Source organism: Gottfriedia sp. ABJ_BB2_2, from assembly GCF_055484705.1.
In genome coordinates this window covers 337,756-354,321 of the sequence record NZ_JBVFKR010000003.1, presented here as the reverse complement: position 1 = coordinate 354,321, position 16,566 = coordinate 337,756, and the positions used below count along the sequence as shown (strand labels likewise).

16 protein-coding genes and 3 tRNA genes are annotated in these 16,566 nt (G+C 32.7%); 2 read left to right on the top strand and 17 right to left on the bottom strand.

Annotated elements, in window-relative coordinates; all coding sequences use genetic code 11:
* Positions 1–208: 208 nt before the first annotated feature.
* From ACX6U0_RS10415 to ACX6U0_RS10335, 17 genes are all read right to left on the bottom strand, one after another.
* Positions 209–2,101 carry an LTA synthase family protein gene (locus ACX6U0_RS10415; RefSeq protein WP_464959873.1) on the bottom strand — a complete coding sequence of 631 codons (1,893 nt, stop codon included), beginning with the start codon at positions 2,099–2,101 and terminating at the stop codon, positions 209–211.
* 298 nt (positions 2,102–2,399) lie between these two features.
* Positions 2,400–3,374: an ROK family glucokinase gene (locus ACX6U0_RS10410; RefSeq protein ID WP_464959872.1), complete on the bottom strand. Its 975-nt coding sequence runs from the start codon at positions 3,372–3,374 to the stop codon at positions 2,400–2,402.
* Positions 3,375–3,435: 61 nt separating this feature from the next.
* Entirely contained in the window at positions 3,436–3,639 is a 204-nt protein-coding gene (locus ACX6U0_RS10405) for a YqgQ family protein (RefSeq protein WP_464959871.1), read from the bottom strand.
* Positions 3,640–3,756: 117 nt separating this feature from the next.
* Positions 3,757–4,545, bottom strand: a complete 789-nt coding sequence (locus ACX6U0_RS10400; protein WP_464959870.1) for a M15 family metallopeptidase — start codon at positions 4,543–4,545, stop codon at positions 3,757–3,759.
* Positions 4,546–4,661: 116 nt separating this feature from the next.
* Positions 4,662–5,612, bottom strand: coding sequence for an L-lactate dehydrogenase (locus tag ACX6U0_RS10395; RefSeq protein ID WP_464959869.1), 951 nt, complete (start codon positions 5,610–5,612; stop codon positions 4,662–4,664).
* 94 nt (positions 5,613–5,706) lie between these two features.
* Complete coding sequence (locus ACX6U0_RS10390; protein ID WP_464959868.1) at positions 5,707–6,270, bottom strand: 5-formyltetrahydrofolate cyclo-ligase; 564 nt, start codon at positions 6,268–6,270, stop codon at positions 5,707–5,709.
* Positions 6,271–6,375: 105 nt separating this feature from the next.
* Positions 6,376–6,525 carry a 50S ribosomal protein L33 gene (gene rpmG, locus ACX6U0_RS10385; protein WP_056475024.1) on the bottom strand — a complete coding sequence of 50 codons (150 nt, stop codon included), beginning with the start codon at positions 6,523–6,525 and terminating at the stop codon, positions 6,376–6,378.
* Positions 6,526–6,609: 84 nt separating this feature from the next.
* Positions 6,610–7,596: a nucleotidyltransferase family protein gene (locus tag ACX6U0_RS10380; protein ID WP_464959867.1), complete on the bottom strand. Its 987-nt coding sequence runs from the start codon at positions 7,594–7,596 to the stop codon at positions 6,610–6,612.
* Positions 7,597–7,704: 108 nt separating this feature from the next.
* The gene (gene phoU, locus ACX6U0_RS10375) at positions 7,705–8,358 is read right to left on the bottom strand and encodes a phosphate signaling complex protein PhoU (RefSeq protein ID WP_464959866.1); all 654 of its coding nucleotides are present in this window, start codon (positions 8,356–8,358) and stop codon (positions 7,705–7,707) included.
* A 23-nt stretch (positions 8,359–8,381) separates the two neighbouring features.
* Positions 8,382–9,152, bottom strand: coding sequence for a phosphate ABC transporter ATP-binding protein PstB (gene pstB / locus ACX6U0_RS10370; protein WP_235821409.1), 771 nt, complete (start codon positions 9,150–9,152; stop codon positions 8,382–8,384).
* 543 nt (positions 9,153–9,695) lie between these two features.
* Positions 9,696–11,822: a peptidoglycan D,D-transpeptidase FtsI family protein gene (locus ACX6U0_RS10365; protein WP_464959865.1), complete on the bottom strand. Its 2,127-nt coding sequence runs from the start codon at positions 11,820–11,822 to the stop codon at positions 9,696–9,698.
* Between the two features lie 80 nt (positions 11,823–11,902).
* On the bottom strand, positions 11,903–13,120 hold the full coding sequence (locus ACX6U0_RS10360; protein ID WP_464959864.1) for an MFS transporter: 1,218 nt from the start codon (positions 13,118–13,120) through the stop codon (positions 11,903–11,905).
* Positions 13,121–13,233: 113 nt separating this feature from the next.
* Positions 13,234–13,842 carry a superoxide dismutase gene (locus tag ACX6U0_RS10355; RefSeq protein WP_087998917.1) on the bottom strand — a complete coding sequence of 203 codons (609 nt, stop codon included), beginning with the start codon at positions 13,840–13,842 and terminating at the stop codon, positions 13,234–13,236.
* Between the two features lie 252 nt (positions 13,843–14,094).
* On the bottom strand, positions 14,095–14,454 hold the full coding sequence (locus ACX6U0_RS10350) for a hypothetical protein (RefSeq protein WP_464959863.1): 360 nt from the start codon (positions 14,452–14,454) through the stop codon (positions 14,095–14,097).
* A 275-nt stretch (positions 14,455–14,729) separates the two neighbouring features.
* Positions 14,730–14,819 (bottom strand) — tRNA-Ser (locus ACX6U0_RS10345).
* Between the two features lie 11 nt (positions 14,820–14,830).
* Positions 14,831–14,907 (bottom strand) — tRNA-Met (locus ACX6U0_RS10340).
* Positions 14,908–14,925: 18 nt separating this feature from the next.
* Positions 14,926–15,000: transfer RNA gene (locus ACX6U0_RS10335), tRNA-Asn, on the bottom strand.
* 264 nt (positions 15,001–15,264) lie between these two features.
* Between ACX6U0_RS10335 and ACX6U0_RS10330 the strand changes: the two genes are divergently transcribed.
* On the top strand, positions 15,265–16,023 hold the full coding sequence (locus ACX6U0_RS10330; RefSeq protein WP_464959862.1) for a DUF1189 domain-containing protein: 759 nt from the start codon (positions 15,265–15,267) through the stop codon (positions 16,021–16,023).
* A gap of 158 nt (positions 16,024–16,181) precedes the next feature.
* A complete protein-coding gene (locus tag ACX6U0_RS10325; RefSeq protein ID WP_464959861.1) occupies positions 16,182–16,523 on the top strand; it encodes a hypothetical protein in 342 nt (113 codons plus the stop codon).
* Positions 16,524–16,566 lie beyond the last annotated feature (43 nt).

The window sequence follows — 16,566 nt, the reverse complement described above, 5'->3', positions numbered from 1 at the left end:
TGTATCTAAACATAAGAAAAGCACCTCCATCAGGAAGTGCTTCAGACCGTTACAATCCATCGCTTTTGTCATTCATTCGTAAGCTTCGGTGCTCTTTACGTTCCTCTTCAGATTTCGCGGCCTCGAAAGACAAGTGTTTTCAATCAGACAGATTCTTATTGTTTTTGAAATCCATCAAAAAAAGCACTTCCAATAGGAAGTGCTTTTCTTATTCGAACTTAGTTTTTGCTCGTTCATATTTAACTTCAAAGAAACGAAGTAAATCTTTATAAATAATTGAGTTTGAATACTCTAGTGATTTTTTAGCTTTCGCTAAATCTTCTTTAGGTGGCTTTTGACCTTCTAATTCTTCACCAGTAATCGCATCATACATTTTTTCATTTTTGTAAATATATTTATCTGTAACGATTGTACCATCACGGAATACAACAAAGTCTTTATGCTTTGGTGAAAGAATATCATTACCAAAGTTAATTGAAGTTTTGTTTGCATTCACACCTAATAAGTTTAGGATTGTTGGTTTCACGTCAATTTGACCTGCAACTTTATGAATTGTTTCACCTTTTGTTTGACCAGGTAAGTGGATAAAGAAAGGTACTTGTTGTAATTTTACATGTTCAACAGGCGTAATCTCTTTTCCTAAAACTTCACTCATTGCACGGTTATGATTTTCAGAAATACCATAGTGATCACCATACATCACTAGGATTGTATCATCGTATAAGCCAGAAGCTTTCATTTCTTCAACGAAGTGTTTAATTGATTCATCTAAATATCGAACTGTTGTTACATAGTTATCAACTGTCTGATCACCAGTTTTTAATTTCTCAATCATTAAATCCTTTTCGCCTAATTCAAAAGGATAGTGATTTGTTAATGACAGCATACGAGTATAGAAAGGTTTAGGCATCTCTTTCATCATATCAACAGATTGTTCAAAGAAGTATTCATCTTTAAGACCCCAACCAATTGAAGTATCTTCAGTTACTTTATAATCATTTTCATTATAGTAACGATCGTATCCTAAGCTTGGGTACATCATGTCACGATTCCAGAACGATTTATTGTTTGAGTGCATGACAGACGTATAATAATTTTGTTCTTTTTTCAAAATTGCTGGTGTTGCAGTAAATGTATTACCACCATTTGTAAAATAAACTGCTCCACGATCTAATGGATATAAACTATTATCAATTAAAAACTCTGCATCTGAAGTTTTACCTTGTCCAGTTTGGTGATAAAAATTATCAAAATAATAACTTTCTTTAATAAAGTCATTTAAGAAAGGTGTGATTTCTTGTCCATTAATTTCTCGGCCAATTACAAAGTCTTGTAATGATTCTAATGAAATAACTACAACATTTTTACCTTTATATTTTCCATGAAGCTCAGCATTTACACCAGTATCATTAGCACGGATAAAGTTTTCAATCCCAGCTAATTCACTATCATCGGCCATTGCTTTTTGAGCAGTTGTTTTCGATTGTTGAACCATATCATAAATATGGTAATTGTATAACCCTAAATATTTAACAATGTATTCTCTATCAAAAGAACGAGTTAATAATTGTGGGCGCTCAGTTTCAGCCATCCCAAGGTTAATTAAAAATACTGCAGCTGCAACTAAATAATATGCAGTTCTTGTTTTACCTTTAATATTTTCAGTCGTAAAGAATTTTTTACCCCAGAAAATATTAACTAGAATTAAAATAATGATATCAGCAAAAGCTAAAATTGTTTTATAACTAATCATCGATTTAACACTTGAACCTAAGTCAGCAAAGTTCTGTGTCATAAATAAAACTGGAATTGTTACGAAATCATCAAAGAATGAATAGTAAGCTGTGTCACCAATTAATATAAATGACATAACTAAACTGATCCAGATGACAGCCCTATTTCGTTTATGTCCTTTCGCAAAAAGACCAATACCAATAAAAATTAGTAAAGAAGAAATTGGACTTATTATTAAAATAAATTTTTGCATTGAATTTTCAATTTCTAAGTCAAAGTAATACAAGCTCAGTAAAGTCGCTTTTGTCCATAAAAGGAATACTGCAAGTAAAGGAAATCCGAAGTTTTTAATAAACTTTTTCCACATAGTCTGTTCCTCCTTTTTTAAAACTTATAATCTATTATTTACCATGTTTATGAATTCACATGTTTATTTTCATATCACTTAGATTCTTTGGTTTTGTCCGTCCACTTTGTATTTTCTACCGTCAAAACTTTCTAGTAATCTCGTGTATTTTTCTGACGTCATTCAATTTATCATAAAAATACTCAACACGTCAAATAACTAATTTTTTGTTCAATTCAATTTACATAAAAAAAAGATACCTCAAATGAAGTATCTTTAAAATATAATTAACGATTGATTATAGAAGCTAAATCTAAAGTTAATTAATTTCTTTTGTAATAAATTGTTTCACTAAATATGCTGCCCCAATTGCACCTGCATCATTACCTAACTGAGCAATTGAAAGCTTTGTTGATTCACGAACAGTTGTAAAAGCATATTCATCAAAATATTTTCTTAAAGGCTTCAGAAGTAATTCTCCTGCATTTGAAACTCCTCCGCCTATAATAATATTTTCTGGATTTAAAGTATTTCCAACACCAGCCAATACTAAAGCAAGATACTTCATTACATGATTAACTATTTCTGTTGCAACTTCATCGCCATCCTTGAAAGCATCAAATACATCTTTTGTCGTAATGGCATTTTCAGTATACTTCTTCTTCAAAATTGTGTCTTTAGTAGTAGAGTGCAAAGTTTCATTTGCAATTCTCACAATTCCAGTTGCAGATGAAATGGTTTCTAAACACCCAGTTTTGCCACAGTTACAAAGTACGCCATTTTCAGGTTGAACAGTAATATGACCAATTTCACCAGCAGCACCGCTTATACCGTGGGCAACTTTACCATTTACAATTACTCCTCCACCTACTCCAGTACCTAATGTAATCATTACTACATCTTTTGCACCATTTCCTGCACCCTTCCACATTTCACCAACCGCTGCAATGTTCGCATCATTGTCAACAATCACAGGTATTCCAGATTCCTTCTCTAGAATTGATTTTAACGGGAAGTTTACCCATCCTAAGTTAACAGCAGCGAAAATAAGACCATCTTCAAGGCGAACTGACCCAGGTGCCCCAATTCCAATACCTGCAACATCATCTTTTGTTTTATTCATTTCTTTTAACTTATCTTCAATTGCAATTGTAATGGTTTTTGGTATATGTTTCCCTTGGTCTGATTTATCTGTTGGTACTTCCCACTTTTCGATAAATTGTCCATCGTTTGTAAGTAAAGCTAACTTAATGCTCGTACCTCCTAAATCAACACCTACGATCATTTTTTCCATCTTACTCTCTCCCTTTATAGTGAAACCGCTTGCATCTCCTACTAATAAAAAACGATTTTTATCAAATCGTTTTATTTTGGATTTCACTTATCTCTTTTTTTATGATTAATGTTGCAACTTGAAAATCTTTTCTCTCTAGTAAATTCGCTAAAAATAGTTCCTTTAACTCATCTTGCATTAACATTAAGTCAGATTGTCGATCTCCAGTGTAAATAAACGTTCCATAATTTTTCAAAAATTGTTGGATATCATATATTGAATTCATTCGTGACTCCTACTGTTTAATCTACCAAATATATTTTAAGTACTATGTATTAAGTATAAAGTCGAAAAGAATCTTCGTCAATCGAATGCTAATAGATTCATTCCGATACTTTTAATGTTATTTTGGTGACATAACCTCTTCTAGGACTAAGTCATTTTCATAAAGATAGGTAGCATATTTAATACCTATATAACGTATATGCCAAGGTTCGTAATTATACTCTGTCTGCTCAACCTTATCTTCCGGATAACGAATAACAAATCCGTACTCATGTGCATGCTCTGCCAGCCAAGCACCTTCCTTCGTTTCACCAAATTCCTTTTCAAGCTTATTCCCAAAATTAGGTGAAGAAATATCAATAGAAAGTCCTGTTTGGTGTTCACTCGTTCCTGGATACGCACTGTAGGCTTTTGTCCATTCTTCCCCGTGTGATTGTATATAGAAATTATATAAGCTTTGCTGTCGATCAAATGAACGATAAGCCGATACTGGAGTCAATACTACACTTTCCTCTTCTGCCCTTTCAAAAAGCTTTTCCAAGGCCTTAGCAGCTTCTTTCCTCATTAATGTCTTATCTTTTGATGCACCATGTAATGGGACAATTGGATACGTTAGATCTGGCGGTTCATAACCATCAGGTAATTTACGAGCTTTATTAACTAATACTAAATTAGATTCCTCGTTTGTTACTTCAAGTAATCCATCCTCTGCCTCTACTGCGGTTTTGTCATAACTTGGAAATAAAGGTGATGTTTCTTTCATTTCCTGTTTAGAATGCTTATGCTCACTATTCATGTTAAACATTGTATCTTTCATAAAAAGAGCCAAAGCTAGTCCAATTAATAAAAACAATAAAATGATTCCCACTACAACATTTCGTTTCTTATTACTTTTTGTTCTAATCAATGCAATCTTCCTTACTTATTTATTCATTCACCTTAACAATAACGAATGAAAGATATTATTTCAAATTTGAACGTAAAAATAAAACCTCTTTCGCTATTGAAAGAGGCCAATCATTTTTATAATTGAATTGATTCTACAGTTTTTCGTAATATCTCAACAGATTTTTTAAATTGTCGATTTTCATGTTCATTTAAATCTAATTCGACAATTTCTCGAATTCCACTACGATTAATGACAGCAGGAACTCCGATGTAAAGATCATTTTCTCCATATTGGCCTTCTAAATAAGCTGAGACAGTAATAATACTATTTTCGTTTTTAAGTATTGCTTTTGTTAATCGAACAAGTCCCATCCCAATCCCATAGTAGGTTGCACCTTTACGTTTAATGATATGGTAAGCCGCATCTCTAGTATTTAAAAAGATTTCATCTAATTCGCGCATACTATATTGTGGATTTTTCTTTAAAACTCTTTGAATCGGTTGAGTGCCAACTGTTGTCTGAGACCAAACAGGAAGCTCACTATCACCATGTTCCCCTATTATATACCCATGTATATTTCGAGCATCTACATTAAAATAATCACCTAGTAAATAACGGAATCGAGCTGTATCAAGGCTTGTTCCTGAGCCAATTACCCTTTCTTTTGGTAAACCTGAGAATTTCCAAGTAAAATAAGTAAGAATGTCTACTGGATTTGTGGCAATTAAAAATATTCCGTCGAATCCTGCTTCCATTATCGCACCAATTATCCCTTTAAAAATCATACAGTTCTTTGCCACTAAATCTAAGCGGGTTTCTCCAGGCTTTTGGGCTGCGCCGGCTGTTATCACCACTAAATTCGCATCTTTGCAATCATTGTAATCTCCAGCCCATATTTTCGTTCTTGAGCTTACAAAAGGCAAGCAGTGACTTAAATCCATCGCATCCCCTTCTGCTTTATCCTTATTTAAATCGATCATCACTAATTCTTCTGCTAAACCAGCATTTAACATACCAAACGCATAGCTCGATCCTACTGCACCTGTACCAATTAGAGCAACACGATTAACATCTTTATGTCGCATGATGTCGTCCACCTTCTTTTTGCAGATATTTAATAGACAAAAACAGTCATTTCCTTACTTTATTCTCATCAAAAAGATAGTTCTTATACAATGATCAAATTGAATGAATGACTCTTGTTTCAGTGAAAATCAATGGCATTCTTTGATCATGTACTTCTACTGGAAGCTCTTCGACGATTTGCAGGTCATATGCTAGCGCAATCAGATTCCCAGCATAGTTAGATAAGTATCTGTCATAATACCCTCCTCCATAGCCCAATCTGTCCCCCTTGGAGGTAAATGCAACACCTGGAACAATTATTAAATCAATTTCATCTTTATTGATTTTTGCACATATAGATTCTTTTGGTTCCTGAATGCCAAAATAACCTTTTTCTAATTGTTCAAAACTTGTAATGTTAAAGAACTGCATTTCTTTTGTTTTATGATTACATTTTGGTACGACAACTTGTTTATGTGCTTTCCAACAAGCTTCAATGAATAATGTAGTATCTATTTCATGTTCCATTGGCATTGTTGTTGCAATTATATTTGCGTTATTCCATTCTTGTGAGGAGATTAGTTTTGCAATGATTTGTGTTGACATTGTGTCACGATCTTTCACTGTGATTTCATTTAACTTTTTAATAATAGCTGCTCTAATTTCTTTTTTATTCATAATAGATGTCTCCCATTAATAAAGTATGTAGAAAATTGCAGAAAAATCTTATGAGGCATATATATAGTAGAAATACAAAAAAAACAGTAGGAATATTCCTACTGCTTACTTTGTTTCGCGATGAACTGTAACTTTTTTAAGTCTTGGGCAATATTTTTTAAGCTCAAGACGGTCTGGGTTATTACGTTTATTTTTAGTAGTGATATAGTTACGATCTCCGCATTCTGTACATGCTAATGTAATATTTACGCGCATTTATTTTCCCTCCTGACATAGTGACATAATCAGACTTGTATATAATAACACTCTTTCAGAATAAATTCCATAGTTTTTCTATATTCATTGCATTTCTTTTGATAATTTTTTTATTGTATTTTTTGTGAATTTATTTTCTTGATTTAAAGTGTACTTTTGGAAGACTGCTTGGTGATGCAAAATACTTCCTTTATCAATTACAATATTCGAACTAATTGATACATATGGACCGATTATACAATTCTCTTCTATTGTTACATCGTTACCAATGATGACTGGTGAAACAATTTTTACATTGTTTTCTATTTTCACATGTTCACCTAAAAAGATTCTAGGTAAGATTTGTACAGCAGGGATTGGTAGGTTAAGTTTTTCTTCAATCCAATCCACATTTAATTTAGCGAATCTCCGCGGTGTTCCATAATCGATCCAATATCCGTTTAATTCAGCTGCATTTAAAATAATGTTCTCTCTTATTAAAAGTGGTATAAAGTCATTACTAATATCAAAATAACAATAATCTGGTATGTACTTTAATAACTCTGCATTTAAAATATAAATGCCTGTATTCACTAATTTACTAATTTCTTTTCCTATTTGTGGTTTTTCTATAAATTCCATTATTTGTCCATTTTTCACTTTTACATTCCCATAAGACTCACATTTATCAACTTGTTTTACAAGCATTGAAAATTGTTGATTGAATTCTAAATGTTGATAGATTGCCTCTCTAATATCTCCATCAAATAAAATATCCCCATTGACTAATAAAAAAGTATCATTTAAATATTGTTTAGATAATCGTAAACATCCTGCAGAACCTAAACTTTCTTCTTCTATAATATATTCAATTGATACATTCATTAAATTCATTCCGTTTATTGTTTTGATAATTGCTTGAGACATGTAATGTAATTGAATAATAAATTCATTAAAACCCAAACTAATTAAATGTAGCAATAAGTGTTCAATTGCAGCACGGTTTGCAATTGGTAAAAGTGGTTTCGGTATGTTATTTGTTATAGGTAAAAGTCTTTGACCAAATCCTCCCGCTAAAATAACAACCTTCATCATTAACCACCCCAAATAGATAGATTCGTTTTAGAAGTATGCTTTTTATGACAGAAATATGACAAAAGGGTGTTCAGGAACAATTAATTGTTCAGAACACCCATATCATTATTGATTTAATAAATAATATTTACCTTTGACTAAATAATAGATATTTTCTGCAATGTTCGTTGCATAGTCTGCAATTCTTTCAAGATATCTACAAACAAATGCCATTTGCATTACATTTGAAACATGTTCCGGCGAATCAGCGATACTTGACATCAACGTTTGTACTGTTACACCATATAATTCATCCACTTGGTCATCAATCTCGCCTATCTCTTTCGCAGCTTGCAAATCTTCTGTACGATATGCATCCACAGCTTTTGAAAGCATATCTAATCCTAGCGCATGCATTTTTTCAATATTTTCTAATGGTAAATTTTCTTGACGACTACGAATTCTAATTGTAGATTTTGCGATATTTACTGCATAATCTGCTACACGTTCTAAATCGTGTGCAATTTTAATAGCTGTTAAGTTTCTTCTTAAATCAACTGCAACTGGCTGTTGTCTTGTGATAATGACTAATATTAATTCATTTATTTCTTTTTCTAATTTATTAATTCGCTCATCTTCATCAATTACTTCAAGCGCTAATTCTATATTTTCAGTACGAAAAGCATCCATACTTTTCATAACAGCTTTTTTCGTTTTCATAGCTAATTCAATAATCATTTCTTGTAGTGTTTTTAAATCTGCATCAAATTGTGGTCTCATTTTTTGTCACCTATATCCTTCCATTAACCGAAACGGCCAGTGATATAATCTTCAGTGCGTTTATCTTTTGGAGTTGAGAATAATTTATTTGTATCTGTATACTCTACAACTTCTCCACTTAAGAAGAATGCTGTTTTATCAGATACACGTGCAGCTTGTTGCATATTATGCGTTACAATAATAATACTAAATTCTTTTTTTAGTTCATGAATTAATTCTTCTACTTTTAATGTAGAAATTGGATCAAGTGCAGACGTTGGCTCATCCATTAAAATAACATCTGGCTCAATCGCTAAACAACGTGCGATACATAAACGTTGTTGTTGTCCTCCTGAAAGTCCATACGCATTCTCGTGTAAACGATCTTTCACTTCATCCCAAATTGCTGCACCTTTTAAACTCTTTTCAACAATTTGATTTAACGTATTTTTATCTTTAATCCCATGAATTTTAGGACCATAAGCAACATTTTCCCAAATTGATTTAGGGAATACATTCGGTTTTTGGAACACCATACCTACATGTGTTCTTAATTCTTCAACAGGATAATTTTTATCAAAAATATTTTGCTCACGATAAAGAATTTTCCCTTCTGTTCTAACAGTAGGAACTAACTCAACCATTCTATTTAACGTTTTTAAATAAGTTGACTTACCACAACCACTCGGACCGATAATTGCAGTAACTTCATTTTCATAAATACTTAAATTAATATCCTTTAAAGCCTTATCCTGTCCATACCATAAATTTAAATTTTGAGTATCATAAACAATTGATTTCTTAACAGTTGTCATCTCTTCAACATCTTCAGTATTCGTTTTATTCTCTCTAATTAAAGTAGTTGTCATCTATTCGTTCCCCTCTCATCCTAAAGGCTCTCACTTATCATGAATATATAAAATTTAGTAATAAACTTAGTATCAAACCTCATTCATTTCAAATAAGACTACATCACTAATCATAAATCCCAACTATTAAAAAGGTTTTAACCGAATGTAAAGATTATGTAAATATGAAAAGTGGAGGCGACTGGGTAGCTCCGACAAGCATAAGACAAAGAACATTGGAAGTTGCTTTTTAACTTCCAATGGGCTTGGGCTTATGACTCGAGGAGCTAGGAGCCGGAACTAGACATCACGAAAAGTGGAGGCGACTGGGCAGCTCCGACAAGCATAAGCCAAAGAACATTGGAAGTTGCTTTTTAACTTCCAGTGGGCTTGGGCTTATGACTCGAGGAGCTAGGAGCCGGAACTAGACATCATGAAAAGTGGAGGCGACTGGCAGAATCCAACCAAAAAAAGAGAAGGGAAATCCCCTTCTCTTTGCTTATTTTTATCTTATTCATCCTTAGTTGACTCTTGGTCATCTTCATCATTATTACTTGAATTTTTATTTGCTTTCATTTTGAAATATTCATCTAATATGCCACGACCGATGTATTTATTAACTGGAGCTTGGTCACTTTGCATCCATGGGACAACAACGGCAAATGCGATTTCAGGATTGTCATAAGGTGCATAGCCAATTAGCGTTAGGTTATATGTTTTTTGTGGCCCATTATATTTTTTACGATCTGGCCCATCATACACTGACTGAGCAGTTCCCGTTTTACCAGCTGGTTTGTAATCTACACCCTGGAAGTAAATATTAGCTGTACCGCCTACTTCATTATATACCTTATAAAATCCTTCTTTAACACGATCAACGTATGAGTCTTTCATGTCGATTCTATTTAAAATATTAGGTTTGATTTCTTGTCTAACAACACCTTTTTCCTCTCCAATTGAAGGCTGTCTTAATTCTTTTGCTACATGTGGTTGTACACGGTAACCTCCATTAGCAATTGTAGAAGTGTATTGAGCTAATTGGAGTGGTGTATATGTGTCATATTGTCCAATTGCTAAGTCAAGTAAGAAACCAGGATTACGAGTATCTGTTCCTTTAAACCCGATTGCTTCATTTGGCAAGTCAACTCCTGTTTTCACACCTAAACCAAACTGACTAAAACTATTTCGGAAAGTTTCAAATGCTTTTGAATCAACATTAAGTGGTTGATTTTCAACATAATGTCCTTTACCAATTGCAATCGCAGTTCGGAACATATAAACGTTAGATGATTTTTTTAAAGCTTCTAAATCACTAACCCATCCCATGTTTTTATATGATCCTTTTTGTGGTGTATCTTTGATTTTAATAGGAGCATCGTATAATTGTGTTCCAGGACTAATTGCTTTTTGCTGGAAGCCAGTTAAAACTGTTGCCCCTTTAACAGTAGATCCCATCTCGTATGAAGTCGTCAAGTTTCCAGTTGCAAAATCTTGAACTTCCATTTTTCCTGTTTTCTTATCTTTTACGAGTTGCTTTCCTGACATTGCCAAGATTTCACCAGTTTTTGGATTCATCATTGTAACAAACGCGCGGTCCATATATTTACCATTAGAAGTTTGTTTTGCTTTTAACAGTTCTCTTTGTACAATTTCATCTACCTTTTTTTGCAATTCAATATCTAGTGATAAAACAAGATCACTACCTGGTTCGCCTTCAGTGATTACTTTTGTATCAATAACATTCCCTTGTGTATCAACAACATTTTGTGCTTTACCTTTTGTTCCTCTAAGCACATCTTCATATTGTTGCTCGATATAACTTTTACCTACACGGTCATTACGGTCATATCCACGCGCCAAGTAATAATCTACATTCTCAGCTGGCAGACCTTCTTTTTCAGATGTAATATTTCCTAAAATCGTTCGGAAAGTATCTTCATACACGTAATCTCTTTCCCAATCAGTTGTTACATCAACACCAGGAAGTTCATCTAAATGTTCACTTACCATAGCATATTCAGGTTCAGTTACACCCTCACTTTTAATCGTTTGAGGCGTAAGTGCATATCCAACACTCATTTGTTTATAAATAGCAAGAATTTGTAGATCTTGTTTACTTAAAGATTTTATATCGTCTTCTGTAATTGCTTCAAGCTGCATTGCATAATACTCTTTGTTGTAAGAAGCAGGGTCTTCTTCGTATTTAGCTTTTAATTTTTTATCTTCCTTTTTTGAAACAAGTTCTTTTGCTTCTTCAGGATGTGTTAGTAGCCAATAATCTTGTCGATCTCGTTCCATTATTTTATCTGTTGGCATTTTTATATAGCTTGTTAATTTTGTTGCCATTTCTAATAACTCAGCAGAACTTGTACCTTTTTTTCTTGTATACGTTATAGAACGAAGTGGCGTGTTATCTACAACTACTTTTCCATTACGGTCTAATATCTTTCCCCTTGGTACTGATTTATCAACTGTCATATTCTCTGTTCGTTCTAATTCTAGTTGGTAGTCTTCACCTTTTACAATTTGAACAACGCCTAGTCTTAGAATTAATAAAGAGAATAATAAAAACACAAGAAAAAATAGTGTATTCAGCCGAGTTGGTAATTTAATTTTATTTTTCTTTGGTTTATTCATTTCTTCTCCTCTTTTATACTCTTACTTTTGGTTTAACATATAAGGGAACTTTTTCTAAATGCGATCTTTATGTAGTTTCATTAAGAAGGATCCAGTTCTAATTTCCTCATCACAAAATAAACCAAGAAATGCCCGACTCCAAAAATACAAATGAGGATAGGGATAACTTGTTTTGCAGGAAAAAATGCTGTAAAAACAATAAATACAGCTATTGAGAACATTCTTCCACTGTTTAAATACACTTCACGAATCACAATATATTCAACTCTATATTCCCTCGCTTTATACGATTTTCCTATTATATCATATGTTAAAGATAAGTAAGGTACTAAAATGATTGGATATGCCAAAGAAATAATAACCCCGTATATTATCAGTAAAGTAAATGTCACTTTAAATACAATTGTAAAAACTGCAGCAAATAGGAGAAAGCCTCCAATAAAAATCGCCTTTAAACGATACTCTTCCTTGATGATTCGAGTCACAATATAATATGTAATAAAACTAATTAATGAAGTAATGAGCCCATACTTCCCCACAGCAAACTCACTGCCTGTAGCTAAGTAAATATAAATAGATATGACAAATAAAAAGATCCCTTCTCTAATCCCTTGAAAAAAATTAGCATGTGTAACTCTTCTCCAATTACCATTTAATTTACGTTCTAAAATAACCCTTTTTAAATTAAATTCGGTATCTAACTCTCTTCTAATCAAGAAGCAGCTTAAAATGACTGCACAAATAAATAATATAACTGCTGCCACAAAGACATATGTATATCCTTTGTTGCCAATCATCGATGAAATAATTGCCCCCGCGATAAAAGGGCCAAGTATTCCAGAGAATGAAGTAAGCAAACCCATAAAACCATTAAAAAATTGTCTTGTTTCAGGTTCTGTCACTTCAAATGTCAGTAAATTAAAGGAAAGGTAATAACATCCATTTCCAATCCCTAGGATTGCCCCGATTAGTATTGTCGAAAGCAAGGTATCTGTTTTAAACAGTAAAACAGCAATATAGAATATCGCTAAAAATGAAATTCCAATCCTTAAAATAACGACCCGATCGATATGTTTGGCTAACCTTCCTGCTATGATAAAAGTGAGTGCCTGAAAAAAGGCAATTGAAAATTGATAAGAAGCAATCGGTAAATAATCATTAGATTGCTTCCATAAATAAACATTTACAAACGTATTAGATAATGCTGTTGCTAATGAAAATAAACCACCAACACTTAATAATAAAATTAAGTCTTTGTTTACCTTCACATCGCCTATTAAAAATTTCAACTTACTCATAAATACTCTCCTTTGTCCTAGGTCTAGTTTTTTCGAGTAAGCTAAATATTATCCATTTTTTTGGCAATAAAAAAAACACTACTAAGAGATTCTTAGTAGTGCTTACATGCTAATTACTTAGCAGCTTTGTATAATTCTTCTACTTTAGTCCAGTTAACAACGTTCCAGAAAGCACCTACATAATCAGGGCGTTTGTTTTGGAAGTTTAAGTAGTAAGCATGCTCCCAAACATCTAATCCAAGGATAGGCGTTTTACCTTCCATTAATGGAGAATCTTGGTTTGGTGTGCTTGTTACTTCTAATTCACCATTGTTTACTACTAACCATGCCCAACCAGAACCAAAACGAGTTAAAGCAGCTTGAGTGAATGCAGCTTTGAACTCATCGAAGCTACCGAATTTAGCGTTGATTGCTTCAGCAACTTCTCCAACTGGAGCGCCAGTGCCTTCTGGAGTTAATAAAGTCCAGAATAAGCTGTGGTTTGCATGTCCACCACCATTGTTACGAACAGCAGTTTGGATACCTTCAGGAAGTGCATCTAAGTTTGAAATTAATTCTTCAATTGTAGTTGCAGAAACTTCTTTACCCTCTAAAGCTGCGTTTAAGTTTGTAATGTATGTATTGTGGTGACGAGTGTGGTGAATGTTCATTGTTTCTTTGTCAATATGTGGTTCTAAAGCATCGTAAGCATAAGGTAATTGTGGTAATTCAAATTTTGACATTCGTAATTCCTCCCAAGAATATAGTAAAATTCAATTTAAAGTTATCAAATAAACTGAAAGATTTCAATAGTTATGCTCATAAATGGGAAAGAATGTTAAAAATAATGTCTTTATGCAGAAAGTTTTTTATAAAATAAGCTAATCCTTCACAAATAATGATGTAACATAAATTGTTATGGCACCTGAAACAATAGGTCTCCTCTACCATACATAACGTTCAATCCAAAATCACAAAACAAGCCTCAATCTAGTTTATCCGTGAGGCTTTTTCTGATTCCAATCCGTAAAAGTACGTACTAATTCACTTTCAAGTGGTAAATCATAGTATTTTGCTAAAATTTGATATTGCATAATATAACATTCAAAATTTCTCGGATCGAACGCTTCTTTATGATACCTTCTCCATAATAATGGTTTATTCATAGCAGTAAATTTGTTAATTGCGCTAATAATTGATTGTACGTCCTCGTTAGACATTGGTTTTGGAAATCGACGTTTTATTGTGTGTTCATTCCGTTGCCCTGTCGTATCGTATAGCACTGCCGTTATTGAGCTATGCAACTTATCTTCTAAACGTTCTAAGTATAGGTCCTGACTTTCCGTTGGATACATACTAATCTCCTACCTCATTTTTTAATCACAAAAAATAATACAATAATATCCTTGGATTTTCTACAAAAAAAGAAAAAACAGGATATAAATCATCGTTCATATCGTGCTAAAAGGTCTAAATGGTTCTTATAGTTTTTCCCTACAACAAACCATCAAACACTCTGTTTTATATATTCTTTCAATTGGACTTTTGATTCCACGTTCTTACTATAACCTCAATAAAAAAAGAAAAAACTCTAACGAAATATCCGTTAGAGTTTTTTCTTAAATCGGTAAGGAGTAAGAGGGATTCGAACCCCCGCGGGCTGTTACACCCCTGTCGGTTTTCAAGACCGATCCCTTCAGCCGGACTTGGGTATTACTCCATAATATGATTTGGTAGCGGCGGAGGGAGTCGAACCCACGACCTCACGGGTATGAACCGTACGCTCTAGCCAGCTGAGCTACACCGCCAAAATGAATAAGTATAAATGGCTCCGCAGGTAGGGTTCGAACCTACGACCACTCGGTTAACAGCCGAGTGCTCTACCACTGAGCTACTGCGGAATAATTTAACATTTCCTTAAGACAATATTTAATTTAACATGTTTCAAAACGAACGTCAATGCTTTTTAACATTTTTTTATATTTTTATGTTCTTTCACATTTCCTTTAGTTGGTCTAACTAGTTTTTATTTAAGCAACAACGAGTTTACAAAAAACTAATTAATTAAGTTTTTCTTATACAATGCTAACATTGTACAAAATTACCAAAAAGATACATAATAACGTTGTAAAGAGATATAACATTATATAAGAAAGGATGAGTTTATGAATCTCTTCAAACAATTTTGGTACAGCTTATACTCTCCCAAAACAATTTCTAAATTCAGACTACAAAAAATCGGCAAAACAATATTCTATTTATTTCTATTAGTGATTCTTTATACTCTTCCAGGTTTTTTTTCATTTGAGAACTCTGTAAAACTCCAGGTGAATAATGCCTCAGATTTATTAAAGGAAAACATCCAAACAATCTCATTAAATAAAGGAATCTTAACGATCAATGATAATAAACCGTTTGAACGTAAAATTGGTGACTTTAGATATGCTTTTTATCCAAATGAAACAAGCTTGCCTTCATCAACTTCGAAGGATAAATTTTCGATTACGGTCTTAAAAAATCGAGTTGTCATTAAAACTGATACTGGAGAACAAGATTATCCCTACCCATCATTAGATAAAACTGAGATTAATAAAGAAGATATTTCTAAATTTATAAATAACGTCAAGGAAGCTTTACCGGTTTTTATGTTTGCATTATTTTTCTTATTTTATTTAGGTTCTTGTTTCTTTATTTTCATTGTCGCAACAATACTAGCGTTTATCACTGCATTATTTCATTCTGATAAGCACTTAACTTTTAGACATAGATTTGCAATGATTGCATATAGCTTAACACTGCCAACAGTCATTTATTTTATTGTCGGATTATTTAACATTAACATCCCATTCCAGACAATCTTTTTTATAATAATCTCTGCAGTAATGTATACATTAACTGTTAAACAATTACCTTCAAAAAGATAAAAGAGGTGTGTACTCACACTTCTTCTATCTTTTTTTCATTGAATTAACATATTTCTTTAACAAAGCTTATTTTTTACTAAATTTAAGTAGGTCACTTCTATACTTTTATGGAATATAAAGAGTGGACAAGCATATAGTCTACTAAAGGAGTGATGTAAATGAAGAAAATTTTTTATTTCTTTGGCATACTATTAGTTATTTATATCGTGTTCTTTGACCTTCAAGTAGGAACAATTCCTACAAAACATATAAGTACAGTTGCAACTGTCTCCAAATCAGATGAGACGTCTAAATCAACTAAATCTCTTCCAAAATTTGAAGAAATTCAAGTGAAAAACGGCGATACAGTCTTAGGCATTGTTGAAGAGCTTAACCCAGACTTCACACAACCAATTAGTCAAATTACGAAAGATTTCATTGAATTAAACAAAGGACTATCACCAACAAAAATTCAAAGTGGAAAATCATATAAATTTCCAATTTACTCTTCTAATAAATAGAATTTGTGGTATATTTCTTTTTAGCTAGTTTATAAAAAGAGAA